The sequence below is a fragment of the Vagococcus penaei genome, from assembly GCF_001998885.1.
Lineage (GTDB): Bacteria > Bacillota > Bacilli > Lactobacillales > Vagococcaceae > Vagococcus > Vagococcus penaei.
This window is the reverse complement of record NZ_CP019609.1, coordinates 1,757,649-1,783,384: the sequence shown is the minus strand read 5'-3', so window position 1 is coordinate 1,783,384 and position 25,736 is coordinate 1,757,649. Positions and strand designations below refer to the sequence as shown.

Sequence of the window (25,736 nt, the reverse complement as noted above, 5' to 3'; positions counted from 1 at the left end):
CTGATTTTTTCTTGTTTTGCGTCTCTTACAAATTTGTCACCAATAATTCAATAATTGATTGCTCTTACACTTTTTCTGCATTAATCTTGAATTTCAGTTATAATATAGCTATCTTACCATTATTAGCTTAGAGGAGGGGTATATACAATGAAAATTATGATCGTTGAAGATGACAGTATTATTCGTGATCTACTCGCTGAATCTTTAGTAAAATGGAACTTTGAGGTTGTAAAAGTAACTGATTTTAGTCGGGTATTGGAATTATTTATGATAGAGAAACCTAATTTAATTTTATTAGATATCACTTTACCCGTATTTGATGGATACTATTGGTGTCAAAAAATACGTGAAATAAATAACACACCAATTATTTTTATATCCAGTAGAAATACCAATATGGATACTATCATGTCCATGCAATTGGGTGGCGATGACTATGTAAATAAACCATTTTCAATGGATGTACTAATAGCTAAAATTAATGCTCTTTTACGACGCACCTATGATTACGACCAAGATAAATCTATTACTATTGAACACAGAGGACTTACACTAAACTTAGAAAATAACACTATTACTTTGAAAAATAATATTTGCGAACTGAGCAAGAATGAATCACAATTACTTGCAATTCTATTAAAAAATAAAGGTAAGGTAGCAAGTCGTGAAAAATTATTACGATCACTATGGGATGATGAACGTTTTGTTGACGATAATACTCTCACAGTAAATATTAATCGATTAAGAAAAAAAATAGATAGTATTGGCCATCCTGATTATATTGAAACACGTGTGGGTCAAGGCTATATTATACAATAACGAGGTTACCGTATGACTCTTTTAAAATATTTATATGACCAACTTACGTTGATAGTTGTATGGTTGTTATTAATGATCGTTACAACTTTTATCCTTTGGTTGGTTCCTAAAAAAGCTCTTACTTTATCGATTATGTTTTATATTACTTTTTTAGGAATCATTTTATTGATCATCTTCTTTTTATTCAATTATCATCGAAAGAAAAAATATTGGAATCAACTGGAATCTAAAGTAAATAAACATCTTGACATGAAAAAAATAACAATTGGTTCTACTTTTGAAGAAAAATTTTACCAGCATTGCATTAATAATCTCCAAGATGATTTTATTCTTGAAGCTAATCGCTTAAACAAAAAAAATAAAGAGTACAAAGACTTTATAGACAGTTGGGTCCATGAAATAAAAATCCCTCTGGCATCCTTTAACTTGTTAATAGATGCTATTGAATTTGATATCCCCGATGATAAATTTATTCAATTACAAGACAATTTACAACGAATGGACAACTATGTCGAACAAGTGATGTACTATTCTCGACTCGATGATTTTTCAAAAGACTATCTTGTTGCCGATCAATCGTTACTAAAAATTATTCAAACAGCGATTAAAAGATCTGCCAATTACTTTATTCAAAAACATATTACTCTAGATTTGACTACCCATGATGAAATTGTACTAACTGATGAGAAATGGTTGCTTTACATTATTAATCAAATCATTAGTAATGCGATTAAGTACACAGATGTTGGTGGAACAATCACTGTGAAAATTTGCAAAAACAAAACACATGTTATACTTTCAATTTCCGATAACGGTATCGGTATTCCTAAGTGCGATTTAGACCGTGTTTTTGAGAAGGGATTCACAGGTAATAACGGTCGAAATCAACAAATTAGTTCGACTGGATTAGGCCTTTATTTAGCTAATCAGCTAAGTAAAAAACTTGGACATAAAATAACTATAACATCTACTTTAAACAAAGGAACAAAGGTTAGTCTTTTATTTCCAACTCTTGATTATTATTCTACTGAAAAAAATGATTTTTTATAATCTAATAAGAAATTATTAAAAATGTCGTCATTCCTATAACTCAATCTCTTGGTAAATCTTTTTTAACAATAACAGATTGTAATTATTAAATTTAAAAAGCCATCAAACAAATGTTTAAAAATCATTCGTTTGATGGCTTTTTTATCCAGATACCCGTAGCACTTTTTTATTCAATTAAAAATGATTACTAACTAAATTCGGGCTAAAATACGATTAACATTCATCGAAGCAAATTCTTCTTCCGTAATATCAACCAAATTAACCTCTTTACCATCTTTTAAGATGATTTCTTTTAATGTATCATCGTAGCGATGAACTTGTGGCGATAATAAAATCACTGTATAATCCTTAGCCGCCAATTTTTCTTCCACTCGAGAAACGGGTGCATAATCAACATCAAAATCTAATTCATGTTGATGTAAAGTCTCTAACATTTTTGAGACAAACAAAGCCGCACTAATTCCAGTCTCACAGATAAATAAAATACTTTTTTTCATGCAACTGAACCTACTTTCTAAAGTTTTTTAACTTTGACAGGTTGACCTAATTTTAATGATTCATTTGCTGCAAAAGCTAATCTTTGTGCCATAATACCGTCAACAAAGTTAACAGGTGTTTCTGTATCAAAGCGAATCGCATTTAAAAATTGATCAACTTCAGATACATAAGCATCATTATAACGCTCTAAGAAGAAGTATAATGGTTTTTGGCTATGAACACCAGAAGCGTCAGATAACGTTACATTACTTTGTAACTCATTTTCTGCTGCTGAAGCACCTTTTGAACCAAATGCTTCTAAGCGTTGGTCATAACCATAAACTGCTTGACGACTATTACTAATCACACCTAGACAGCCATTTTCAAATTTCAATGTTACAACAGCTGTATCAACGTCGACGCCTTCAAGGTCAGGGTTAACTAATGCATCTCCCATTGCGTATACTTCTTCTACTTCGCTACCAGCAATGAAACGTGCCATATCAAAGTCATGGATCATCATGTCAAAGAATAATCCGCCTGATGATTGAACGTATGACAACGGTGGTGCTTCTGGGTCACGTGAGTCAATTCTTAATAATTGGATATCACCAATTGCTCCACTCGCAACGTGCTCTCTTACTTGTGAGAAATTACGGTCAAAACGACGGTTTACACCAATTTGGAATTTCACGCCAGCTTCTTTAACAATTTCATATGTTTCAATTGTTTCTTCATCTGAAAAACTAATTGGTTTCTCACAGAAAATATGTTTTTTTACAGCAGCTGCACGTTTAATCATCTCAACGTGTGTATCTGTTGGTGTACAAATAAATACTGCATCAATTTCTGGATCTTCAAAGATTTCGTTAAAATCTGCAACGATTGGTACGCCTACTTCTGCTTCAAAATCTGTCATCTTGTCGGCAAATAAATCTGCTACTTTTTTAACACGTACGTCTTTCATTTGTACTAAATTTTTTGTATGTAATTTTCCAATTCGACCGCCACCGATTACGCCTACTACTAATTCTTTTGTCATGTTAAGTCATCTCCTATTTTGCTTTTATTATCTTGCTAAACCAATTGGTGAGAATAAAGTATATGTCACAATAACAACAACTACTGTTACAATACCAACTAATTTACCATATTTCCATTGAGTAATATCCACTTTTGTATTGAAAACAGTTAATTCAAAGACACCGTCAGGCTTCATTTTAGACACAAGGAACATCACGATTAAATCTAAGAAGAACAAGACACTTAGAACATACAAGAAGTGAACATCTTTTAAGAATACTTTTGATAAAGCATACAACACAACGTGCATTGCAATAGTTGTTTTCGCTGCAAATGCTGTCGCTTTTTTAGAGTAGAATGCTAGTAAAATAATTACTAATAATGGCATATTATACAACCCATTAAACTCTTGTACAAACTGATATAAACCAGCTGGTGCTAAAGAAATAAATGGTGCAACAATAACTGCGAAAATTCCAACTGAAATTGTTGTTAATTTACCAAAACGAGTGATTTGTGCATCTGTTGCATTTTTATTAATTTTTGCTTTATAGAAATCTAATGAAAACAGAGTTGATGTCGAGTTTAAAGCTCCCGCAAATGATGATAAAATTGCTCCAAAAATTACTGCGGCAAAGACACCATATAAGACTTGTGGAAAGACTTCAGTTACTAACATTGGATACGCATTATCTGAGTTACCTAATAATTGATCACCAAATAAATTACGTGACACAATACCTGGGAAGACTAAGAATAGCGCACCGAAAATTTTAAAGAATCCAACAATGAAAACACCTTTTTGAGCTTCTTTTAAGTTTTTACCTGATAAAGCTTTTTGAACGATCATCTGGTTTGTACACCAGAAGTATAAGTTATTAAACATCATACCCGTAAATAGTGTTGGCCAAGGAACAACTGCTGAATCAACCGCACCAACTGAATTTAATAACCATGGTGTGTTGTCAATAATATGGTCAATTCCACCAACAAAGCTACCGTCACCTAATTTTAAAACACCCAATGTTGGAATTAATAGTCCACAAATAAGTAAGCCAAAACCATAGACAGTATCACTATAAGCACCTAAACGCATACCACCAATTAATAGATATAAAATACCAATAACACCTATACAAAGAGAAATAATAACAATAGCTGTGATATCACGAACACCTAATAATTGATCTAATTTGAAAATCTTATTAAATACTAAAGCGCCAGAATAAAGAACAACTGGTAAAAATGATGTCATATAAGTAATAATAAATAATGCTGAAATAAGTCTTTTTAACGTCGCATCATAGCGAATTTCAATAAAATCCGATACGGTGTTGATACCGTATTTAAAGTACTTTGGTAAGAAAACTAGCGCTAGCATAACAATCGCGATAGCTGATGTTACTTCCCAAGCCATTACTTGCATACCAGCCATATAACTCTGACCATTTTGACCAACTAATTGCTCAGTTGATAAGTTAGTCATGATAATCGAACCAGCAATCGGTAACGCAGTTAAACTACGACCACCCATAAAGAAACCTTCAGCATCGTTTACCGATACGCTACGCGATTTTTTAAAAGCGAAGAGCCAAATTACTATTACTATTGCTAAAAAACTAATTAGAGTAAATGCATTCATCGTTTGTCTATCTCCCCTTTAAATAGCCGTGACGCTCTTAATGTATTCACGTGCCTTTTTCGCATAAAGAAATGGATTTGCTTTAGCTGGATCTTGCTCTGCTTCAACGACAATCCAGCCACTATAACCGCTTGCTTTGATAGCTTCCCAAATTGGTGTGAAATCAATCATACCATCGCCAGGTACAGTAAAGACACCTTCTTTAACCCCAGTTAAGAAACTCATTTTTTCTTCTTTAACTTGTGCCATTTTTTCAGGACGAATATCTTTAAAATGAATATGGAAAATACGATCTTTATGAGTTTCATAGATATCTAATGGATTTTCTCCAGAGAAAACTAAATGTCCTGTATCAAATAATAATGATACTTTTTCTGGGTCAGTATTATCCATTAAACGATTAATTTCATCCGTTGTTTGTACGCCTGTTCCCATATGGTGGTGGTAAACAATCTTCATATCTTTTTCAGCAGCTAACTCACCAAGTTTTTCTAAGCCACTTGTTAATAAATCCCATTCAGCATCTGTAAAGACTGGTTTTTCATCAAAGACCGGTGTATTCATTTGTCCTTGAACGCTATGACCCTGTTCTGACACGACGATTACTTTCGCTCCCATTGCATGTAGAAAATCACGATGTTTGATAAACTCAACTTCTGTTTCTGCAAATGGTTTTGTTGTTAAGAATGCACTAAACCAAGCGCTCGCAACTGATAATCCTCTTGGGTCTAAATAAGAAGCTAAAACTTCAGGATCACGAGGATATTTATTGCCAATTTCGGTTCCAGTAAAGCCAGCTAAAGCCATTTCACTAATACATTGCTCAAAGGTATTTTCTCCTCCAAGTTCAGGCATATCATCGTTGGTCCATACGATTGGTGCAATTGCTAAATTGATTGTCATTGTTATTCCTCCTATTAATAGCGGTTACATTTTGATTTTTTTATTAGTTAGACTAATTCCTTTGGTGAAGATTAATAGAAATTAGTCTAACTAGCTTAAATCTGACGATTATTTTGCTTGAGCAGTCATTAACTCTTCAATGGCTTCTACTGTAGGCATTGCTTCTGATGAGCTGTGCTTACTAACAACGATTGCAGCTGACGCACTACCATATTTTAGAGCCGTTTCGATTCCTTTATTTTGGCTTAATGCGTATAAGAACGCAGCCGCGTAAGAATCACCAGCACCAAATGTTTTTAGGACATTTGTTTTATATGCGTGTGCACGGTACTCTTGACCATCTTTTGTATAAGCATACGATCCTTGAACACCATGTTTAATCACAACTAGTGATGGTTGATGGTCAAATAAATAAGCAACTGTAGCATCATTTTTGCCCTCTGTCGTATTTTCCATCATGTTATATTCATCTCGTGTACCAATAACAATATCTGATTGCTCAGCTACTAATGAATAATAAATAGCTGTCTCTTCTGGATTTTGCCAAGTGTATGGACGATAATCTAATTCAAAAACAATTTGTACATTATGTTTACGTGCGATTGATACAGCTTTTAACACTGCTTCACGTGATGGACTTTTTGCTAGTCCTGTACCAGAAACCACTAACATGTTAGATGATTTGATATAATCTTCATTGATTTCAGTTGGCTCTAAATACAAATCTGCTACGTCATCGCGGTACATTAAAATCGAACACTCATCTGGACTTAAAATTTCTGTAAAAGCTAAACCTGCTTTATGACCATCTTGGTCGATAATCATTTCGCTTGTATCAATACCAGCATCAGCCATGTATGTTGTAATAAAACGTCCGTGTTGGTCGTCTGGAACCTTGCCAATAAATCCACAATTTAAACCTAATTTTGCTGCTCCAATGGCAATATTGGCTGGTGAACCTCCAACATATTTACTAAAAGTTAATGTTTCTTCCATTGGACGATTATATTCGACTGCATTTAAATCAATGCAAGCACGACCAACAGCGATTAAATCGAATCTCTTCTCTGTCATGTCTCTTCTCTCCTAAATTTATCGATTATGTTCGTGATAAAATCCATTCATGGTCAGGGTCATTATGGAATTTCCATTTTTTAGTCGGCCCTGCCATAATATTTAAGTAATAACCATCATAACCATCTGGTACAGATACCGGATGATAACCTTTTGGCACAATAACGACATCGCCATTTTCTACTGCCATTGTCTCATCTAGTGAACGGTCATCCGTATACACACGTTGGAAAACAAAGCCTTGACGTGGGTTCATTTCATGATAGTAAGTTTCTTCTAAAAATGACTCTACTGGCAAATTATCTTGATCATGCTTATGCGGTGGATAACTTGACCAGTTACCACTATCAGTAAAGACTTCAACAACAATTAATTTGTCTGAAACAGTCGATTGATCATCCATAATGTTATGAACCATTCGTTTGTTTTGATAGATGCCACGTTTTTCAACAGTATTATCAGCTGCTGCGATTAATTGTGTCGGTAAATCAAGTGTACTTGGGGCATAACATAATAATATACGAGCTTCTGTTTCAGTCGTTACTTGATAAGTTTTACCCGCTGAGACATACACACTATCCGTTGGAATTTTTTCAAATACGTCATCGCGTGTCCCAATATTATTAAAGCAATGTTGACCTTCAGTAATAGTAGCTTTACCTGTTAAAACAACCGCACAAACTTCTAAATCGGTTAGACTCTCTTCATAAACTCCACCAGACTCAATGGTCAACAAGCGTAATTCGATATAAGATAATCCACTATTTTCACGTGTGACTAATTGATTCTCGAAGACATTTTTTGATAACTCTTTGTTGTATTGTTTTCTTTTTAACTCAGCCAAAAAGAAAACCTCCTTCCTTTACTATCTAAGGACTACTGAATTAGATATCATCTCTTGAATATCTTGCTGTAACAACTTTATTGTGTGTGTAGAATTCTACACCAGCTTTACCATTAGCAGGTAATGTTCCAAAGAATGATGATTTCCAACCAGAGAATGGGAACATTGCCATTGGAGCTGGAACACCTAAGTTAATTCCTAACATACCAGCATCAATGTTTTCTCTGAAATAACGAATAGCTGAAGCATTGTTAGTGAATAGACATGCGCCATTAGCAAATTCTGATTTATTAGCAATCTCAATTCCTTCTTTTAAGCCACTGATTTTCATAACAGACAATACTGGAGCAAATAACTCATCTTTCCAAATATCCATGTCAGTTGTCACATTACCAAAAATAGTTGGTCCAACAAAATAACCATCTTCTGTTACAACATCGCGTCCATCACAAATTAAATCTGCTCCGGCTTCAATCCCTTTTTCGATATATGATAATGTTCTAGTTAAGTTTTCTTCACGAATAACTGGTCCTAAGAAGACGCCATCTTCTAAGCCATTACCTATCTTGATATTTTTTGTTTCAGCGATTAAACGTGTCATGAATTCATCATAAATACCTTCTTCAACAGTCACAACTGCGGCAGCCATACAACGCTCACCAGCTGAACCAAATGCTGCACCAATAATGGCAGGTAAACTATCATCTAAGTTTGCATCATTTAAAACAATCGTATGGTTTTTAGCACCTGTTAATGCTTGAACACGTTTTAAATTTTTTGAACCTTCTTTATAAACATATTCACCAACTGGTTTTGAACCAACGAATGAAATAGCTTTAATATGTGGATGCTCTAAAATTCCGTTCACAACATCATGTGCTCCATAAACGATGTTGAAAACACCTTTAGGTAAGCCAGCTTCTGTTAATAACTCAACAATTTTTTCCATTAACATTGGTGTTTTTTCTGATGGCTTCATCACAACTGTATTCCCTGTTGCAATAGCCATTGGGAACATCCAGAAAGGAACCATCATTGGGAAGTTAAATGGTGTGATTCCGCCAACAACACCAACTGGATATTTATAAACGGCTGCTTCTACATCTGTCGCAATCGAAGATAAATTATCACCCATCATTAGTGTTGGTGCTCCTGCTGCAAATTCAACGTTCTCAATCCCACGTTGTACTTCACCATATGACTCAGATAAAGCCTTTCCATTTTCAATAGTAACTAATTTTGCTAACTCATCTTTGTTTTCTAATAATAATTGATGGAATTTATATAAAATTCTTGAACGTCGTGGAACTGCCACTTCTTTCCAAGATAAAAAGGCTTCATGCGCTGTCTCGGCAGCTAAATCTAAATCTGCTCGTGTTGACAATGGAACTTCACAAATTGGTTCCTTTGTTGCTGGATTAACAACCACTTCATAATTGGTTGTTGTACTTTCAACCCACTCGCCGTTGATATAATTTCTTAACTGTCTTACATTACTTGACATAATTGCCTCCTCTACTTAACCAAGATATGATTATATCCTTGCTTAAGTTTTCTTTTTTTGGTTAACTTCACAATAAATATACATCAGCTACGAGCAACTGTCAACAAAACTTTATCAAAATAAGCAAAAAAAACAAAAAAATTTTTAATACTAATGACAAGTTAATCATTTTTTGATAAACTCATGATGACATTAAAAAGAAAACTACTAAAAATTGTAAAAAGAGGCTATTATTATGAAAGAAAAAAGATCACAACTAATGAAGCACTACATCCTTGACAGACATTTCGTCTCACTAAAAGAACTTGAACGTCATTTTAATGTCTCGATGAATACCGTACGCCGTGACATTAATCAAATAATCGAGGATGCACGTTTTCAAAAAGTATACGGTGGAATTAGCGTGAAAAAAAATCCACTTGTATCCTTTCAAAATCGAAACATTGAAAACAAACGAGCGAAACAAGCTATTGCTAAAGAAGCAGCTAGTTTAATTAAACCACATGATTTAATTTATATTGATTCTGGTACAACCACAAAATACATTCTTGATTATCTACCAGACGATGTTCAAGTCTCTGTTATCACAAATAGTTTAGATGTTATTCTTACTTCCGAAACGAAAAAAAACGTATCTGTCTTCCTTATAGGTCATATTTATCGTAAAGATACTCGGTCTTTTGTTGGGGCAGATGTTAATGACTTATCGACTCGTTATAATGTAGATAAAGCGTTTATGGCAGCTACTGCTGTATCAATTCAAAATGGTATTATGAATTCAGATGTCATTGAATACGATATAAAAAAAACGATTTTAAATAAGGCTAATAGCATTTACTTACTAGCAGATAAAAGTAAATTTGATCGTTCAACGTTACTTACTTACGCTGATTTAGATATTTTAGATGTTATCATTTCAGATAAACTATTCAATATAGATTATCAGAATTATTTTCAAGCACATCAAATTAAATCTATTTATGCAAATATTAATGATAATATTGAGTAAGTTACTCAAATATAGATTATCTTTTAATAAACTTGAAAACATTACTATTGGACCATAAGTTGTTTGTGAAATTTTGAATATAAATAAACAAACAGCCTTCACCATATCAATAGGTCAAGGCTGTTTCTGATGGAATTAATTTAGGTAATGTCTTATTAAAAAGTCATTTCAGTTAATGATTGTTTATAGATTGATACAACATCTTCCACTGATAATGGCACATAACCATCAGTACTAATGGCACTATGCTTAACTGCTTGAGTTGCCATTTCTTCTAATAATGAGTCATCAATACCAACTTCCCCTAGAGTCATTGGAACACCCCAAGCTTTAGATGTCTCATAGACTTTTTGAATAGCTTGTTTTGCGGTTTCCATCGGTGATTCACTGTTAAGTGGTAAATCAAATAGGCGGTGACCAAATGCAGCAAAACGTGGCGCTGTTTCCTCATTTAATACGTGCATCATCCATCTTGGCGTCACAATTGCTAAACCAATACCATGAGTAATATCATAGTAAGCACTCAATTCATGTTCAATCGCGTGACAAGACCATGCGCCTTTTTTACCACTACCAGTTAGGCCATTTAGAGCTAAAGAACTTGCCCACATTAAGTTTGCACGTGCGTCATAATCGTGTGGATTTTCTAAAGCAATTGGCGTATAGTGATATACCGCACGCATCAATCCTTCTGCGATTCCATCTTGAACCATTGTATTTGGTGTTTGATTAAAATAATTTTCAAATAAATGGCTAAGAATATCGGATGACCCAGCAAGTGTTTGATAAGATGGAACAGAGAATGTATAGGTCGGATCTAAAATTGATACTTTCGGCACAACTAAACGGCTACCAAAACTCAATTTTTCTTTTGTTGCCATATTGGTAATTACAGCTCCGCCATTCATCTCAGATCCAGTAGCAGCTAAAGTTAAGATAGTCACAATCGGTAAAGCCTTTTCCACTAATTGACCATTCCCCATTAAATCCCAAGGATTGCCTTCATAAAAAGTGCCTGCCGCGATTGTTTTAGAGCAGTCAATTGTCGAACCGCCACCAAGTGATAGAATCACATCAATGTTATGTTCACGACAAAGTGCAACACCTTTTTCAACTGTTGTCAAACGAGGATTAGGTTCAACGCCACTTAACTCATACAGTTCAAAATCTTTGCCCAAAACGTTCATCACATCATCATATACACCATTTTTCTTAATACTACCGCCACCGTAAGTAATTAATACCTTTTTACCATAAGTTGCTAAAACTTCAGGTAGACGAGATACTTGACCTTTACCAAACAGAATATTGGTTGACGCTTGAAAATCAAAATTTTCCATTGCTGCATTCCTCCTATTACACTATTAAAATGTCTTCTCCTTGATTTTCACGCTTTTACGACTAGTTGTCAACTAGGAACGCTTTTTATGCCATAGTCATCCACTTGAAGAAGTAATTAATCCTCTCCGTAATCCGATAAAGATAGTTGACTTTCTATTAGTTATCGTCTATGTTAATAGTTAAGATAAGTATTTCTTAAGAAGCCTAGTAGTTTCCTGTCACTGTTATTTAGAGAGTTAGTATTTGCTGAAAGCTAACACAAACACGGCGAACGAATTACACTTTATTAAATTAAGAAACGGGACCGCTCGTTAACAGGTTGATAAGTGGTGTTATGTCACAATAACACAATTTGGGTGGTACCACGGATAACTGACATTCGTCCCAGTAGATTTTTATCTACTGGGACTTTTTTATTATATTTTTATAAAGGAGCGTATTACATATGACAACAAATATTATTGACGAACTATTATGGCGTGATGCAATTAATCAACAAACAGATGAAGCAGGTTTACGCGACTATGTAGCAAACAACAAAATTTCACTTTATTGCGGAGTTGACCCAACTGGTGATAGTATGCATATTGGTCACTTAATTCCTTTTATGATGCTAAAACGATTCCAACAATTCGGGCATCATCCGTTTATTTTAATTGGTGGCGCAACTGGAACGATTGGTGACCCAAGTGGCCGAACATCAGAACGTCAATTACAATCCATGGAACAAGTTCAACATAATGTAGATAAATTAACGAAACAAATGAAGAAACTCTTTTTTGATGAAGCCAATGAACAAGAATTATCATTAGTAAATAACTATGATTGGACAAAAGAATTATCTTTATTAGATTTTTTAAGAGATTACGGCAAAAACTTTAATATTAATACTATGTTAGCCAAAGATATTGTCTCAAGTCGATTAGAAACGGGAATTTCATTTACAGAATTTACTTATCAAATTCTACAATCGATGGACTTTTTACATTTATTCAGACACCATGATGTACGTTTACAAATTGGTGGCGCTGATCAATGGGGTAACATTACAGCTGGTTTAGATTTAATTCGTAAAAAAGAAGGTGCTGAAGCAAAGGCCTTTGGATTAACTATTCCTTTAATGCTGAAAGCTGACGGCACAAAATTCGGTAAGACAGCTGGCGGTGCTGTTTGGTTAGATCCTGAAAAAACCTCACCTTATGAATTTTACCAATTCTGGTTAAATCAAGATGATCGTGATGTTGTTAAATACTTAAAATTCTTTACCTTTTTATCACAAGAAGATATTAACGTTTTAGCACAAAAAGTTGAAACAGAACCTCATAAACGCGAAGCTCAAAAGACATTAGCTAGCGAAATGACACGTTTTGTTCACGGAGAAGAAGCCTTGAATGATGCCTTAACGATTACTGCGGCTTTATTCTCTGGTGATGTAAAACAACTATCTGCTAAACAAATTGAAGAAGGTTTCAAAAATATGCCGTCATCAACAATAGGTAAAGAACCAATGAATCTAGTTGATTGGTTGATTGAAACTAAAATTGAGCCATCAAAACGTCAAGCACGTGAAGATATTACCAATGGTGCTATCTATATTAATGGTGACCGTATTCAAGACACAGATTTTGAAGTAACAGTTACTAACTCATTTGACGAACGATTTATCATCGTACGTAAGGGTAAGAAAAAATATACTTTAGTCCATTTAAACGATTAATTTAACAAAAAAAAGTAAGCCGCAACTTCTTAATTGCGGCTTACCTTTTTTTATTTTACAATTTTAACTGCATTTTTCAAGACAATAAAGAAATAAATTAGCCCAATCGTCATAATAATATGACCTAGGCCAGATATACCCGCCATCGCTGGATGTGTGGCTTTACCTAAAACAGTTGTTGTCCCATTAATCAACATCATCAAAATCGTTAATCCTAGACCGCTATTGTAAATAGCGTAAAAAAGCTTGTACTGTTTTTGTTCCGTTAGTTTAAAGTTTTTCTCCAATAGTAAAACAATTAAAAAGAAAAACATTCCTAAAATTAAAATATGCGTGTGCAAGACGCTTAATTGTGTTTTATCGGTAAAATCGTGAATTTTGGTAAACTCACGGTAATAAATACCCGATAATAATCCAATAATCATATAAGTAAAACTGACACGGACTAATTTTTGCATGTTTGATAAACCTCCAATATTCTCATTGATTGAATGATAAGCGTAACCTATTTCACATAGATGTGTCAAATTTTAAGCTAACCTAAGAATTTTTTTAAACATAACGTTAGATATTTTAATTATTTGCCTAAATACGCTATACTTAATAACGAACACACAATATTACTAATGGGAGTTGGTATCTTTATGTCTACTAATGGACAAGACGAAAGTAAAAAACTCATCCATTATGCGAATGGACCGAGTTTAGAAGAAATTAATGATACAGTTGAAATCCCTGAATCAAAAGACTTTTGGAAAAATTTATTAGCCTTTTCTGGTCCAGGCGCTTTGATTGCTGTTGGGTATATGGACCCTGGAAATTGGATTACCTCTATTGGGGGAGGAGCAAAATACGGTTATTTACTAATATCTGTCATTTTAATTTCTAGTTTGATTGCAATGCTTTTACAGTACATGGCAGCAAAACTGGGCATTGTCACACATCTCGATTTAGCCCAAATGACCCGTAAACAAACTGGTAAAAAGTTAGGTATCACCCTTTGGATTGTAACGGAATTAGCCATTATGGCTACTGATATTGCTGAAGTAATTGGTGGAGCCATCGCCTTAAATCTACTCTTTGGCATTCCTTTAATTGTCGGTGTTATTTTGACAATTTTTGATGTGCTATTACTCCTACTCTTAATGAAATTAGGCTTTAGAAAAATCGAGGCCATTGTCATGACCTTAGTCGCGATAATCTTATTTGTCTTTCTCTATGAAGTAATTATTTCACAACCAAATATTCCCGACTTGCTAAAAGGATTTATTCCCCAAAAACAAATCTTAAATCATGGTCAATTAACGATGGCTTTAGGGATTGTTGGGGCAACTGTTATGCCTCATAATTTATATCTCCACTCTGCCATCTCCCAAACGCGTAAATTTAAGCGGAACGACGAAGAACACATTGCTCGAGCTGTCAAATTTGCGACATGGGATTCAAATATCCAATTAGGCTTTGCTTTTATTATTAACTGTCTACTTTTAATCTTAGGGAGCGCCCTATTTTTTGGTCACAGTGAAAGTCTAGGTACGTTCTCATCATTATATGATGCTTTACAAAATCCTAATATTGCTGGTGGTGTTGCCAGTCCATTACTTAGTACGCTATTTGCCGTTGCTTTATTGGCTTCTGGTCAAAACTCAACGATTACAGGTACATTAACGGGACAAGTTGTTATGGAAGGTTTCATTCATATGAAATTACCACAATGGGCTAGACGTGTCATCACGCGGTTACTATCCGTTATTCCAGTATTGATTTGTACAATTTATTTTGGTGGCAATGAAACGGCACTTGATAATTTATTAATCTATTCTCAAGTCTTTTTAAGTATCGCTTTACCTATCTCAATGATTCCACTCGTTTACTTTACGAGTTCAGAAAAAATCATGGGGAAACGATTTAAAAATTCACGCTGGGTTGTTTGGACCGCTTGGATTTGTGTGATTGTTTTAACTGGACTCAATATCCAACTAATTATTGATACACTTGCGCTCATTTAACTAACAAAAAAGACGATTAATTGACTAAATCAATTAATCGTCTTTTAGTTATCCTCATCATCTGCAATATGTTGTTTTGTCACTGTTGTTTCTTGGACAACTAATTTGGCTGTAATGCCACGAATAATAATTAAAATAGAAACATACATAATTGTTTTGAAAGAATCTGACGTTACTGTGCGAATCAAATCACTAATAATCATAAATTGAATACTCAATAAGATATAAGAACTTAAATTTACTTTTTCAATATCTTTATGAAGAGCTTTTTTACGTCCTTCGACACTATTGATTTCAATTCGAATAAGATTAATAAAACTTTTAACACCACCAATAACTAAAATTAAAATAGCCGTATAATCAGTAATAGTTTCTATAACTTCTATAAGACGAGACATAAAATCCACTCCTTGCACTAATTGTACAACAAATAGTTTTTTATGTCAGATAATTTTATTTAGTTAGTGTAACGACTCGCATCAATACACTTATCCCAAATAACGGCTTGATGAGCTACTAACGATTTTTGCACATCAATTAAGCGTTGGTTACTACTTCCTCGAAATTGTAATGTTAAGTCACGACGTGCTAATTCAAAACGTCCGTCAACTAAGACATCAATTTTAGCTAATAAATCTAATTTATCATCCGTTTCTTCCAATAATTCCTCAAACGTGTATCCACTCCACGACCAAATATCCTTTTGCTGACCGTAAACTTCACGTACACGATTAACTAATCGTAAACACACTTGCGTATTCAAAAATGGTTCACCACCAAGTAATGTTAGACCTTGAACGTGATCATGACTTAAATCATTAAGAATCTGATTTTCCAATTCTATAGAATACGGCTCGCCGTAATTAAAATTTTGAATTGCTTTATTAAAACAGCCCTTGCATGCAAATAAACAACCGCTAACATATAAACTACAACGAACGCCTTCACCATCAACAAACATAAAAGGTTTATAATCGGCAATACGATTTTTACTCCACTCGTCTGCTGTCCACTCTTTTGGTTTTGGATTTCTCATTTTCACACATCCTTTGTTCGAATTAAAAAGGGTTAAGTGTCTCACTAACAACACTTAACCACCTTATACAATATATTTATTTCATATGTTTAACACGTGATGCAATCTCTTTATGACGACCATGTACCATTGGACGTGCTTGTGGATTACCTAAATAGCCACATGTTCGTTTTACTACATCACACGTTTTAGGGTCACGATTTCCACATTGTGGACATTCAAATCCACGTTCCGTTGGATTAAAATCTCCCTCAAAATCACATTCATAACAATGATCGATTGGAGTATTTGTCCCTAAGTAACCTATTTTATCGTACGAATAATCCCACACAGCTTCAAGTGCTTTTGGATTTGTTTGTAAGACTGGATACTCGCAATAATGAATAAAACCACCTGAACAATATTGAGGATAGTCTTTTTCAAAATCTAATTTTTCAAATGGCGTTGGATTCTTACGAACATCATAATGAAAGCTATTTGTATAATAGTCTTTATCAGTAATATCAGCAACCTCACCAAATTTTTCTTGGTCTAGACGACAGAAACGATCAGTTAAACTTTCACTTGGTGTAGAATACACACTAAAGTGATAACCGTACTCATTTCCCCAAAGATCAGCATGCTCTTTCAATGACCGAATAATATCAAGAGTAAATTCTTTCGCTGTGGCATTTTGTTCCCAAGAACCGCCAAAGAAAGCCGCAGCAACTTCATATAAACCAATATAACCTAAAGAAATCGTCGCACGTTTATTTCTAAATAGCTTATCCACAGAATCCGTTTTTTTCAATTTTTCACCAAATGCACCGTACATATAAAGGATTGGTGCATTTTCTGGTGTTGCTTCTTTGCATCGATTAATTCTAAATACCAAGGCATCTTTAACGATAGCTAATCTTTCTTCAAGTAAGTTCCAAAATTTTTCTTGATCGCCGTCTGCTTCTAACGCGATTCTCGGTAGGTTTAGTGTCACAACACCTAGATTCATCCGTCCAGAATTTACTTCTTCACCAGCATCATTTTTCCAACCTTGTAAAAATGATCGACAACCCATTGGTGTTTTAAAACTACCAGTTAATTCAACAATCTTATCGTAATTTAAAATATCTGGATACATTCTCTTAGTTGCACATTTTAAAGCTAATTCTTTGATATCATAATTAGGGTCACTTGGTAGACGGTTCACACCTTCTTTAATTGTAAAAATTAATTTAGGGAAAATTGCTGTCCGATGTTCCTCACCTAGACCCTTGATTCGATTTTCAAAGATGGCCCGTTGGATTTCACGTTCAAACCAATTAGTTCCTAAACCAAAACCTAATGAAGTAAATGGCGTTTGACCGTTTGATGTGAACAGTGTATTAATTTCATATTCTAGGCTTTGCATGGCATCATAGATATCTTTACGCGTTTTTTCTTTTGCATACAAATCATGTTGACTCGCATCAGCAATCCATTTTTTTGCGTCTTCGAGATGTTTATAATAGTTTTTTTCAGCAAAAGGGGCCAAAAATTCATCAATACGATCTGCTGAACAGCCACCATATTGGCTAGATGCGACGTTTGCTATTATTTGTGAGATTTGTGCAGTCGCTGTTTGAATTGATTTTGGTGCTTCAACTTCAGCATTGCCGATTTTAAAACCATTATTTAGCATCCCTTTAAAATCAATCAAACAACAATTAGTCATTGGTGAATAGGGATGATAATCTAAGTCGTGGTAGTGAATATCGCCTTTTTGATGAGCATTAGCTACATGAGGAGGTAATAACTTCAATCCTATTGATTTCCCCACGATGCCTGCTGTCAAATCCCGTTGTGTATTAAACACATTACTATCCTTATTAGCATTTTCATTGACTAATTGACTATCCTTGTTTAATAGTTTACTAATCGTAAAATTAATATCCGTTGCCCGACGGCGCTCAAAATCACGTTGCGTCCGATAATTGATATATTCTTCTGCTAACTTATACTCACATTTGTCTAATAAAGTATGTTCAACAATATTTTGAATTTCATAAATTTTAATATTTTTAGTAAACCGTTCAGCAATTTCATGATTAATTAGACTAATTAAATGATCAATTTTAGTGTATGTCATTGGATCTAGCGAGCCTCTTATTTTGGTCTCAGCTTTAATCAAAGCATTCTTAATTTTGTCGTCATCAAATTCAACTACTCGTCCATCACGTTTAATAACTTTAATTTTGTGTAATTCCGAACTTAATAAGCCATCCTTATCTGTCGCCACGTTAATTTCTAGCATAGTTATCGACCCCTTTTCATTCATTCGCTATCTATCATAGCTCATAAACGTTTCTTTTTCAACTACATATTGTGTTTAAAAAACAGAAAAAAGCACTTGACAACTATATATAGTTTAAGGTTTAGTTTTGTTTTTTTCGATTTTTCATTTATATAATAAGCTTCATTCAGATAAATAAAATGATTTTTTTCACTAATCAATTAATTAAAAAAATACATAACAAAAAAATTATGTCTTTTTTTCATACATTCTTCACATTCATTTGCTAATATGTAGTTAGTTAGATTTAGCAATTATTATATTCATCTGATGATAAACATATTTATTCCTTTTATTATCATCACTTAATTTTTTATCTTTTTTCACATAATTTTCATACAAGTAAACTATAATTAAATTATTAAGAAATTAACTTTTTTCATTAAGGTTATCTCTAACCTATCACTCCTTTTAACACTAGCTTCTCCACTAGTGTTTTTTTTTATAGCCTGGTTACTCACTCAGAGTAATCAGGCTTTTTTTATGTCACATCTAAAAAAAGTCGTAGCTTAGACTAACCTCAAAAGGATTACCTAAGTTACGACTGATTTCAACTAGTCATTCTATATATTAAGTCAATTAATCAACAACTGTTAATTCAACTTCAATGTTATTACGTGTTGCTTTAGAGTAAGGACATACTCCATGTGCTTTGGTAACGAGTTCTTCAGCTTGTGCTTTGTCGACACCAGGGATAGACACTTCTAATTGAGCACCAACTTTATACCCACCTTCTGGGTCTTCATAAAGTGAGATACGTGCTGTTACAGTACTTTTAGCCTCAATTTTAGCTTGTTGCATAACTAGTTCTAATGCACTATTAAAACAGGCACTATAGGCTGCCGCAAATAATTGTTCAGGATTTGTTGTATTTTCTCTTTTAATTCCGGGTGAAGTCACTTGGTAATGAAAACTTTTATCTGGTGAGTGCACCTCTCCAGAACGACCACCTGTATTGATAATACTTGTTTCATATAATTTTTTCATCAAACATTCCTCCTATCATTATCATGCGCAATTTAGCTAACTACTAGCTACACCTTAATTGTAACGACTACCGCTTTAAAGTGCAATTATTTAGATTACGAAAAATCTTTCAAATGTTCTATATATTCAATAAATAAAACAAAAAAATACATTTTAATAATAAATAAAAAAACAACAACGCTAATTCACAACGTCATTGTTTTTTACTCAATTAATTTTTTCGTTCAACAATTCGATAATAGGCTTTTGACGTTTGCCCAAAAATCATTAAGTAAATGACTAAAAAACTGGTGACAACAATTACGCTTGCTATTAAAAAGATTGATTGATCACTTAAACCAAATAGTAATAACATCTTACTAATTAACGGAAAAGCAAAAACTAAATGCAATGTCGCTAAGGCAATTGGAAAGAAAAAGACCATCAATACTTGACTACGAATCGTCCGTTTTACTTCATCACGACTCATGCCAACACGTTGCATAATATCATAACGGTATTTGTCTTGTGTTCCTTCTGAAATTTGTTTGTAGTAAATAATAATCCCTGTAGCTAATGTAAAGGTTAAACCAAATACTAATCCTAGGAATAAGAAACCACCCATAAACCCTTGTGATTCTTCACGATCAATCGCTTGTGAGCTAAATGTGTATTCATCTAATTTTTGTTGACTCATCATGTTCTTAACAGCTTTTGCATAAGCAAGTTGATTGGCTTGGGTTCCCGATGTATTAACATAAATTGTAGAATCCATTTGTTGATACTCTGCAAAATCTATTGGATACAACGACTGAACAGCTTTATTTATCTGTTGTTGATTTTCAAAAACAAAAATATAAGCATTGGATAAACCTTCAACTCTAGGGATAAACGTCATCTCATCAATCGTTTTAACGACATCATAGGTCTGGTCACCAAAGATTGCTTTCTTTTCTTTATAAGGCTTGTTCATGCTATAAAGCATTAATTCATTTTCATCTAATCTTGTTTTGTCACCTGTCAATCGTCCAAATTCAGCTTGAGTCATAAAGCTCGCCATACTTGCGACCTCTGCATCATTCATACGAAATTCATCCATTGATAATGCTTTAAACGCTGTTCCTTGATTGATTAACATCATCCTTGTTGTAGTTTGAATGGTATTTTCTTCATCAATCATCACCTCATGTTCTTTAGCTAATGATTGCATTTTATCTGCAATCTTTTGCTCATTTTTCCCCGCCGTTACCGTCACGCTTACATCATAGGGATTCCGATTTTTTACCATATTATCCATACCAAAATATAAGCTGGCTGTTGTGGCAACGGTGACTAACACCATCGTACTCAAAATACAAATACTCGCTAGGCCAACTGCATTTTGTTTCATGCGATACATCATGCTTGAGACAGAAATAAAATGATTAGGTTGGTAATAATAACGTTTGTTTCGCTTTAATAATTTTAAAATCACAATACTACTTGCTGTAAAAAGGGCATAAGTTCCAATAATGACTAGCACTACAGCAACAAAAAATAGGCTAATAGCAGACAGAGGTGTCTTAATCGATAAGGAAATCCCATAGCCAATTCCAATACAAGACACGCCAACCAACGCCGTGAGCCACTTGGCTTTCGGTTCTTTTTCACCATGTTGCTCTCCTTGCAACAAAGACAATGGGTTGACCATTTTCAGTTGGATGACTGTGATAAGGTATAAAATCAGAAATATAATCATGAAAAACGCCACAATTTTCGCAATGCTTACAGTATCAAGAGAATACGTAAATTGTGCACCAAAACCAGTCATTTTCTTCAAAACTAAAAAAGATAACTTTGAAAAAACAACCCCCGTTATCAGGCCAATAATAATTGTTAGCGTACTTGAAAAGATACTTTCAATAAATAAAATTTTTGCTAATTCTTTTTTACCCATTCCTAATATATTATAAAGCCCTAATTCTTTTTTTCGTTGTTTTAATAAGAAACTATTGGTATACAACGAAAAAATCACCGTAAAAATCATAATAACCACACTACCAAATCCAAATAACGACTTAGCAGCACCTGCACTAGGTAAAGTTGACATACCTTTATTAGTCAACATGACTTGCATCACCACATTAACCACGACTAAAAAAATCATTGATAATAGAAATGGAATGTAGGCACGTTTATTTTTTTCAAATTGGTAATAGCTAGTTTTACATAAAACACACGCTTACACCTCCCCTGTTAATAAAACCGTCATCGTTTCTGAAATCTGATTTAAAAAAGTATCATTGCTTTGACCACCACGATAGATTTGATTAAAGACTTGGCCATCTTTAATAAATAATACGCGATTCGCATGACTAGCTGCCACAGCACTATGCGTTACCATTAAAATAGTTTGACCTTCTTGATTTACTTTTTGAAACAATGACAATAACTGTGCTGAAGTTTTCGAGTCTAAAGCACCTGTTGGTTCATCTGCTAAAATAATATCGGGGTTGGTAATTAGTGCGCGTGCTGCGGCCACACGTTGTTGTTGTCCACCAGATAACTCATAAGGGTACTTCTTTAATAAGTCAGTTAAACCTAACTGTGGGGCTAAAATAGCTAATCGCGCTTCCATTTCGACCAATGGTGTTTTTGCTAAAACTAACGGTAACAAAATATTATCTTTAACAGAAAAAGTATCGAGTAAGTTAAATTGTTGAAAAACAAAACCCAAGTGTTCGCGACGAAACATCGCAGAATCTTTTTCTTTAATTTGATTAATGTCTTTTCCATTTAATAAAATGGTACCAGATGTTGGGGAATCTAATGTCGCTAATAAATTAAGTAAGGTACTTTTTCCTGAACCCGATTCACCCATAATTGCCACATACTCACCTGGTTCGACAGAAAAATTAATATTTTTTAGTGCTTCAATTTTGGCACCACCTAATCGTGTATGATACGTTTTCTTGACATGATTGACTTCTAATACTTTCATATTTTCCTCCTTGTAACCCTCTTTGATTACATTTATCATACAAAAATCAACCAACTTTTAATACTTACAAACAAAAAACCAAACTTACAACTCAGTAAGTTTGGCTTTATTCGATGTAAATATGTTGTTGATTAAAGACTAGGGTTACCTTAGTACCCACACCAACTGTTGAGGTTATTGATAAGGAAATACCAAGCTTATCTGCAATTTCACGGCTCATATGCAACCCTAGTCCTGTCGCTTTTTGATAACTTCGTCCATTAAAACCAGTATAGCCTGGCTCAAAAACACGTGGTAAATCTTGCGCTAAAATGCCAATACCAGTATCTTCAATAACTAAAGAGTTATCTTTAAAAGAGATACTAATTATTCCTTCATTCGTATATTTCAAACTGTTAAAGATAAGCTGTTCTAAAATAAAAACTAGCCACTTCTCATCTGTCACGACTTCCTTGTCAAACGCTTCTAAATTAATTCGTAAATCTTTTTGAATAAAGAAAAGCGCATATTTACGAATGACTTGCTTAACTAATGGATAAATAGCCACTTTTTTTAAAATCAAATCTTGCTCCAAATTCGTCATTTTCAAATAATGCAACATCATTGAAAGATACCCGTCAATTGTGATTAACTCATTTTTCATTTGATTGGTCGCGTCCGGACGCGTCTCAATTAAAACTTGTAAAGCTGCTAAAGGTGTTTTTATTTGATGGCTCCACATACCATAGTAATCTAATAAACGTTGCTGTTCTGTTACTAAATCATGTGTTAAACGTTCATTTTCTTGGCTAAGTTTTTCAAGTAGTTGCTGATAATCTTGAACCAATTGGGTCGAACCAATCGTTAGTCCACTATAATCTTGATGATTAACTGACTCTTGTTGAATTAAATGAAGCAATTGTCTATGGACACGATAATTTTTTTGAATATCATATATTGTCCAAATTAATAACCCAAAACTGGTAAATAATAAACTATCTAAAAAAGGTAGTAATGGCAATTCATATAAAAAGAACGTAAATAAAAATAAAGCAACCAAGCCTAAATAAACAAAATACGTCACACAATGATCCCTTAAATACTTTTTAATAAATCGATTCATCGAGAAATCCCTTCTAATAAATATCCCTTGCCCTTAATCGTCTGAATATGCTCATCTAATTGAATCACTGCTAATTTTTTACGAAGTCGCGTCATATTGACAGCCAAAGTATTGCTATCAATGAAATTATCACCTTCCCATAACTTTTGCATAATGGCTTCTCGTGTCACAACTTGACCGCTCTGTTGAAATAATAACACTAAAATTTTGCATTCAGTTGGTGAGATATCCACAATCTGTTGATGATACTCAATTCGGTTATCTTGAGCGAGTAAAACATAATCTCCATAACGTTGCTGATTGGTGGAACCAAACTGGTAACTACGGCGTAAAAGTGCTTGAATCTTTGCCACAAGGACAGAAAAATCAAATGGTTTAGCAATAAAATCATCGGCTCCCATATTCATAGCCATCACGATATTCATATTTTCATTAGCTGATGACAGAAAAATAATCGGAACCTCAGATTGTTTACGAATCAATTCACACCAATAAAAACCATTATAAAATGGCAGGGAGATATCCATTAATACTAAGTCCGCCTGGCTGACTAAAATATCAGTACCTACTGTTTCAAAGTTTGTTACTTCCAAACATCGAAACCCCCATTGGCTTAAATGGGTCTTTAACCCTCGACTAATGACAGGATCGTCTTCGACAATAAAAATTGTTTGTCCCACACAAATGCCTCCTTGACTTACTACTTTGGTTCTATGATAACATACTTTTTAAGTATCAAAATCATGAGTCTCTAATATTTATATCCAAATTAAAAAAGAGATCATTGATTAATATACCCTTATAGGGTATATTAATCAAAAGGAGGAGATTATTTATGACGAACGAAAACACAACATTTACATATGAAGAAATTCCAGAATTAATCCAAAAGAACGCTTATCTTTTAGATATCCGAAATCAATGCGAACGTGATATAGGCTATATCAATCCAAGTTTTAACATTCCGTTAGATGAGCTAGAAGAACGTTTATCTGAATTACCAAAAAATCAAACCATCTATCTATATTGTCAATCAGGGCCTAGAGGTGAACGGGCACTTGAATTACTAACAAAACATCAAATAATAGCCAAAAATCTTATTGGTGGCTATAGTGCTTATAGTCAACAACCACTTAATATACCAACAGTTGATGTGCAAGGATTACAATGTCCAGCACCTATTTTACAAGTTAAAAATACCCTTGATAGTATGAAAGATAAAGAACAAGTTACTTTCATAGCTAGCGATCCTGGTTTTATTAATGACGTAACTGCTTGGTGTCAACATACAGGAAATGTCATGATTAATAGCAGCATTCTTGAAAAACATGTTGAGATAACACTATGCAAAAGAACGACCACGGAATCATGCCCGTTAAACGATTTGCCCGCAAATACTCAACTGAAAGTCACTCCAGACGGCGCTACGATGGTTGTCTTTAGCGGAGACTTTGACCGAGCGCTAGCATCAATGATTATTGCTAGTGGTGCAGCCACAATGGGTAAAAAAGTTACAGTACTTTTTACCTTTTGGGGTCTCAGTGTCTTAAAAAAACAAAAAATCAAAAAAAATGGCCTAGCTAAAATGTTTGATATTATGCTACCAAACCACACCAATAGACTACCAATTTCGAAAATGAATATGGGTGGTCTTGGCTCTAAAATGATCCAAACCGTTATGAAAAAAAAGAATGTGACGTCGTTATCCGATATGATTCACCAAGCACATGATTTAGGCGTAGAATTTATCGCTTGCTCAATGAGTATGGATATTATGGGTATTGAAGCTAGCGAACTATATGATTTTGTTCAAATAGGCGGTGTCGCCATGTATCTTGGTGAAGCCGAAAAAGCTAATTTAAATTTATTTATTTAAAAAAGTTGGGACTGTGACATAAGTCTCTAAAATATTAAATAAAAGGTATCAAAAGT

The 25,736-nt window shown here is 33.9% G+C and carries 23 protein-coding genes and 1 other annotated feature; of the genes, 6 read left to right on the top strand and 17 right to left on the bottom strand.

What is annotated here, in order from left to right; genetic code table 11:
* The first annotated feature begins 147 nt into the window (after positions 1-147).
* Together BW732_RS08470 and BW732_RS08465 are read left to right on the top strand one after the other, a co-directional pair.
* Entirely contained in the window at positions 148-819 is a 672-nt protein-coding gene (locus BW732_RS08470; RefSeq protein WP_077276344.1) for a response regulator transcription factor, read from the top strand.
* A 12-nt stretch (positions 820-831) separates the two neighbouring features.
* Positions 832-1,869 (top strand): sensor histidine kinase, encoded by a 1,038-nt coding sequence (locus tag BW732_RS08465; RefSeq protein WP_077276343.1) that lies wholly within the window; start codon positions 832-834, stop codon positions 1,867-1,869.
* Positions 1,870-2,060: 191 nt separating this feature from the next.
* Here the strand turns inward: BW732_RS08465 and BW732_RS08460 are convergent, their stop codons facing one another.
* The 7 genes from BW732_RS08460 to BW732_RS08430 form a co-directional block, all read right to left on the bottom strand.
* Positions 2,061-2,366, bottom strand: coding sequence for a PTS sugar transporter subunit IIB (locus BW732_RS08460; RefSeq protein WP_077276342.1), 306 nt, complete (start codon positions 2,364-2,366; stop codon positions 2,061-2,063).
* A 17-nt stretch (positions 2,367-2,383) separates the two neighbouring features.
* The gene (gene iolG, locus BW732_RS08455) at positions 2,384-3,388 is read right to left on the bottom strand and encodes an inositol 2-dehydrogenase (RefSeq protein ID WP_077276341.1); all 1,005 of its coding nucleotides are present in this window, start codon (positions 3,386-3,388) and stop codon (positions 2,384-2,386) included.
* 27 nt (positions 3,389-3,415) lie between these two features.
* Entirely contained in the window at positions 3,416-5,011 is a 1,596-nt protein-coding gene (locus tag BW732_RS08450; protein WP_077276340.1) for a solute:sodium symporter family transporter, read from the bottom strand.
* Between the two features lie 18 nt (positions 5,012-5,029).
* Positions 5,030-5,914 (bottom strand): myo-inosose-2 dehydratase, encoded by an 885-nt coding sequence (iolE, locus tag BW732_RS08445; protein WP_077276339.1) that lies wholly within the window; start codon positions 5,912-5,914, stop codon positions 5,030-5,032.
* Positions 5,915-6,022: 108 nt separating this feature from the next.
* On the bottom strand, positions 6,023-6,988 hold the full coding sequence (gene iolC, locus BW732_RS08440) for a 5-dehydro-2-deoxygluconokinase (RefSeq protein ID WP_077276338.1): 966 nt from the start codon (positions 6,986-6,988) through the stop codon (positions 6,023-6,025).
* A gap of 25 nt (positions 6,989-7,013) precedes the next feature.
* Positions 7,014-7,832: a 5-deoxy-glucuronate isomerase gene (iolB, locus tag BW732_RS08435; RefSeq protein WP_077276337.1), complete on the bottom strand. Its 819-nt coding sequence runs from the start codon at positions 7,830-7,832 to the stop codon at positions 7,014-7,016.
* Positions 7,833-7,872: 40 nt separating this feature from the next.
* A complete protein-coding gene (locus tag BW732_RS08430; protein ID WP_077276336.1) occupies positions 7,873-9,336 on the bottom strand; it encodes a CoA-acylating methylmalonate-semialdehyde dehydrogenase in 1,464 nt (487 codons plus the stop codon).
* Positions 9,337-9,571: 235 nt separating this feature from the next.
* Here BW732_RS08430 and BW732_RS08425 point away from each other — a divergent pair, with 235 nt between their 5' ends.
* Entirely contained in the window at positions 9,572-10,345 is a 774-nt protein-coding gene (locus tag BW732_RS08425; protein ID WP_077276335.1) for a DeoR/GlpR family DNA-binding transcription regulator, read from the top strand.
* 155 nt (positions 10,346-10,500) lie between these two features.
* Here the strand turns inward: BW732_RS08425 and BW732_RS08420 are convergent, their stop codons facing one another.
* On the bottom strand, positions 10,501-11,685 hold the full coding sequence (locus tag BW732_RS08420; RefSeq protein ID WP_077276334.1) for an iron-containing alcohol dehydrogenase: 1,185 nt from the start codon (positions 11,683-11,685) through the stop codon (positions 10,501-10,503).
* A gap of 186 nt (positions 11,686-11,871) precedes the next feature.
* Positions 11,872-12,076, top strand: a binding site (T-box leader).
* 55 nt (positions 12,077-12,131) lie between these two features.
* Between BW732_RS08420 and tyrS the strand changes: the two genes are divergently transcribed.
* Entirely contained in the window at positions 12,132-13,403 is a 1,272-nt protein-coding gene (gene tyrS / locus BW732_RS08415) for a tyrosine--tRNA ligase (protein ID WP_077276333.1), read from the top strand.
* 50 nt (positions 13,404-13,453) lie between these two features.
* On the opposite strand, the gene BW732_RS08410 is transcribed toward tyrS, so the two are convergent.
* Positions 13,454-13,861 (bottom strand): DUF2871 domain-containing protein, encoded by a 408-nt coding sequence (locus BW732_RS08410; protein WP_077276332.1) that lies wholly within the window; start codon positions 13,859-13,861, stop codon positions 13,454-13,456.
* Between the two features lie 186 nt (positions 13,862-14,047).
* Between BW732_RS08410 and BW732_RS08405 the strand changes: the two genes are divergently transcribed.
* A complete protein-coding gene (locus BW732_RS08405; RefSeq protein ID WP_077276331.1) occupies positions 14,048-15,412 on the top strand; it encodes an Nramp family divalent metal transporter in 1,365 nt (454 codons plus the stop codon).
* A gap of 44 nt (positions 15,413-15,456) precedes the next feature.
* Here the strand turns inward: BW732_RS08405 and BW732_RS08400 are convergent, their stop codons facing one another.
* The 8 genes from BW732_RS08400 to BW732_RS08365 form a co-directional block, all read right to left on the bottom strand.
* On the bottom strand, positions 15,457-15,810 hold the full coding sequence (locus tag BW732_RS08400) for a DUF1622 domain-containing protein (protein WP_077276330.1): 354 nt from the start codon (positions 15,808-15,810) through the stop codon (positions 15,457-15,459).
* A gap of 59 nt (positions 15,811-15,869) precedes the next feature.
* Positions 15,870-16,448: an anaerobic ribonucleoside-triphosphate reductase activating protein gene (nrdG, locus tag BW732_RS08395; RefSeq protein ID WP_077276329.1), complete on the bottom strand. Its 579-nt coding sequence runs from the start codon at positions 16,446-16,448 to the stop codon at positions 15,870-15,872.
* A 76-nt stretch (positions 16,449-16,524) separates the two neighbouring features.
* Positions 16,525-18,717 (bottom strand): anaerobic ribonucleoside-triphosphate reductase, encoded by a 2,193-nt coding sequence (gene nrdD, locus BW732_RS08390; protein WP_077276328.1) that lies wholly within the window; start codon positions 18,715-18,717, stop codon positions 16,525-16,527.
* A 618-nt stretch (positions 18,718-19,335) separates the two neighbouring features.
* Positions 19,336-19,743, bottom strand: a complete 408-nt coding sequence (locus tag BW732_RS08385) for an organic hydroperoxide resistance protein (protein ID WP_077276327.1) — start codon at positions 19,741-19,743, stop codon at positions 19,336-19,338.
* A gap of 211 nt (positions 19,744-19,954) precedes the next feature.
* Complete coding sequence (locus BW732_RS08380) at positions 19,955-21,829, bottom strand: FtsX-like permease family protein (protein WP_161485543.1); 1,875 nt, start codon at positions 21,827-21,829, stop codon at positions 19,955-19,957.
* A 114-nt stretch (positions 21,830-21,943) separates the two neighbouring features.
* The gene (locus tag BW732_RS08375) at positions 21,944-22,702 is read right to left on the bottom strand and encodes an ABC transporter ATP-binding protein (protein WP_077276325.1); all 759 of its coding nucleotides are present in this window, start codon (positions 22,700-22,702) and stop codon (positions 21,944-21,946) included.
* A gap of 106 nt (positions 22,703-22,808) precedes the next feature.
* Complete coding sequence (locus BW732_RS08370; RefSeq protein ID WP_077276324.1) at positions 22,809-23,804, bottom strand: sensor histidine kinase; 996 nt, start codon at positions 23,802-23,804, stop codon at positions 22,809-22,811.
* Entirely contained in the window at positions 23,801-24,484 is a 684-nt protein-coding gene (locus BW732_RS08365; RefSeq protein WP_077276323.1) for a response regulator transcription factor, read from the bottom strand. The genes BW732_RS08370 and BW732_RS08365 overlap by 4 nt, the downstream gene beginning before the upstream one ends.
* Positions 24,485-24,639: 155 nt before the next feature.
* On the opposite strand from BW732_RS08365, the gene BW732_RS08360 reads away from it, so the two are divergent.
* A complete protein-coding gene (locus BW732_RS08360) occupies positions 24,640-25,680 on the top strand; it encodes a DsrE/DsrF/DrsH-like family protein (protein ID WP_077276322.1) in 1,041 nt (346 codons plus the stop codon).
* Positions 25,681-25,736: the final 56 nt, after the last annotated feature.

Coding starts and splice junctions, on each gene's coding strand:
- BW732_RS08400 (WP_077276330.1), bottom strand. CDS start 15,810: ATGTCTCGTCTTATAGAAGTTATAGAAACTATTACTGATTATACGGCT.
- BW732_RS08405 (WP_077276331.1), top strand. CDS start 14,048: ATGTCTACTAATGGACAAGACGAAAGTAAAAAACTCATCCATTATGCG.
- BW732_RS08370 (WP_077276324.1), bottom strand. CDS start 23,804: ATGAATCGATTTATTAAAAAGTATTTAAGGGATCATTGTGTGACGTAT.
- BW732_RS08430 (WP_077276336.1), bottom strand. CDS start 9,336: ATGTCAAGTAATGTAAGACAGTTAAGAAATTATATCAACGGCGAGTGG.
- iolG (WP_077276341.1), bottom strand. CDS start 3,388: ATGACAAAAGAATTAGTAGTAGGCGTAATCGGTGGCGGTCGAATTGGA.
- nrdD (WP_077276328.1), bottom strand. CDS start 18,717: ATGCTAGAAATTAACGTGGCGACAGATAAGGATGGCTTATTAAGTTCG.
- BW732_RS08420 (WP_077276334.1), bottom strand. CDS start 11,685: ATGGAAAATTTTGATTTTCAAGCGTCAACCAATATTCTGTTTGGTAAA.
- BW732_RS08460 (WP_077276342.1), bottom strand. CDS start 2,366: ATGAAAAAAAGTATTTTATTTATCTGTGAGACTGGAATTAGTGCGGCT.
- iolC (WP_077276338.1), bottom strand. CDS start 6,988: ATGACAGAGAAGAGATTCGATTTAATCGCTGTTGGTCGTGCTTGCATT.
- iolE (WP_077276339.1), bottom strand. CDS start 5,914: ATGACAATCAATTTAGCAATTGCACCAATCGTATGGACCAACGATGAT.
- BW732_RS08410 (WP_077276332.1), bottom strand. CDS start 13,861: ATGCAAAAATTAGTCCGTGTCAGTTTTACTTATATGATTATTGGATTA.
- BW732_RS08465 (WP_077276343.1), top strand. CDS start 832: ATGACTCTTTTAAAATATTTATATGACCAACTTACGTTGATAGTTGTA.
- nrdG (WP_077276329.1), bottom strand. CDS start 16,448: ATGAGAAATCCAAAACCAAAAGAGTGGACAGCAGACGAGTGGAGTAAA.
- BW732_RS08360 (WP_077276322.1), top strand. CDS start 24,640: ATGACGAACGAAAACACAACATTTACATATGAAGAAATTCCAGAATTA.
- BW732_RS08375 (WP_077276325.1), bottom strand. CDS start 22,702: ATGAAAGTATTAGAAGTCAATCATGTCAAGAAAACGTATCATACACGA.
- BW732_RS08470 (WP_077276344.1), top strand. CDS start 148: ATGAAAATTATGATCGTTGAAGATGACAGTATTATTCGTGATCTACTC.
- BW732_RS08380 (WP_161485543.1), bottom strand. CDS start 21,829: ATGTTGACTAATAAAGGTATGTCAACTTTACCTAGTGCAGGTGCTGCT.
- BW732_RS08450 (WP_077276340.1), bottom strand. CDS start 5,011: ATGAATGCATTTACTCTAATTAGTTTTTTAGCAATAGTAATAGTAATT.
- tyrS (WP_077276333.1), top strand. CDS start 12,132: ATGACAACAAATATTATTGACGAACTATTATGGCGTGATGCAATTAAT.
- BW732_RS08385 (WP_077276327.1), bottom strand. CDS start 19,743: ATGAAAAAATTATATGAAACAAGTATTATCAATACAGGTGGTCGTTCT.
- BW732_RS08425 (WP_077276335.1), top strand. CDS start 9,572: ATGAAAGAAAAAAGATCACAACTAATGAAGCACTACATCCTTGACAGA.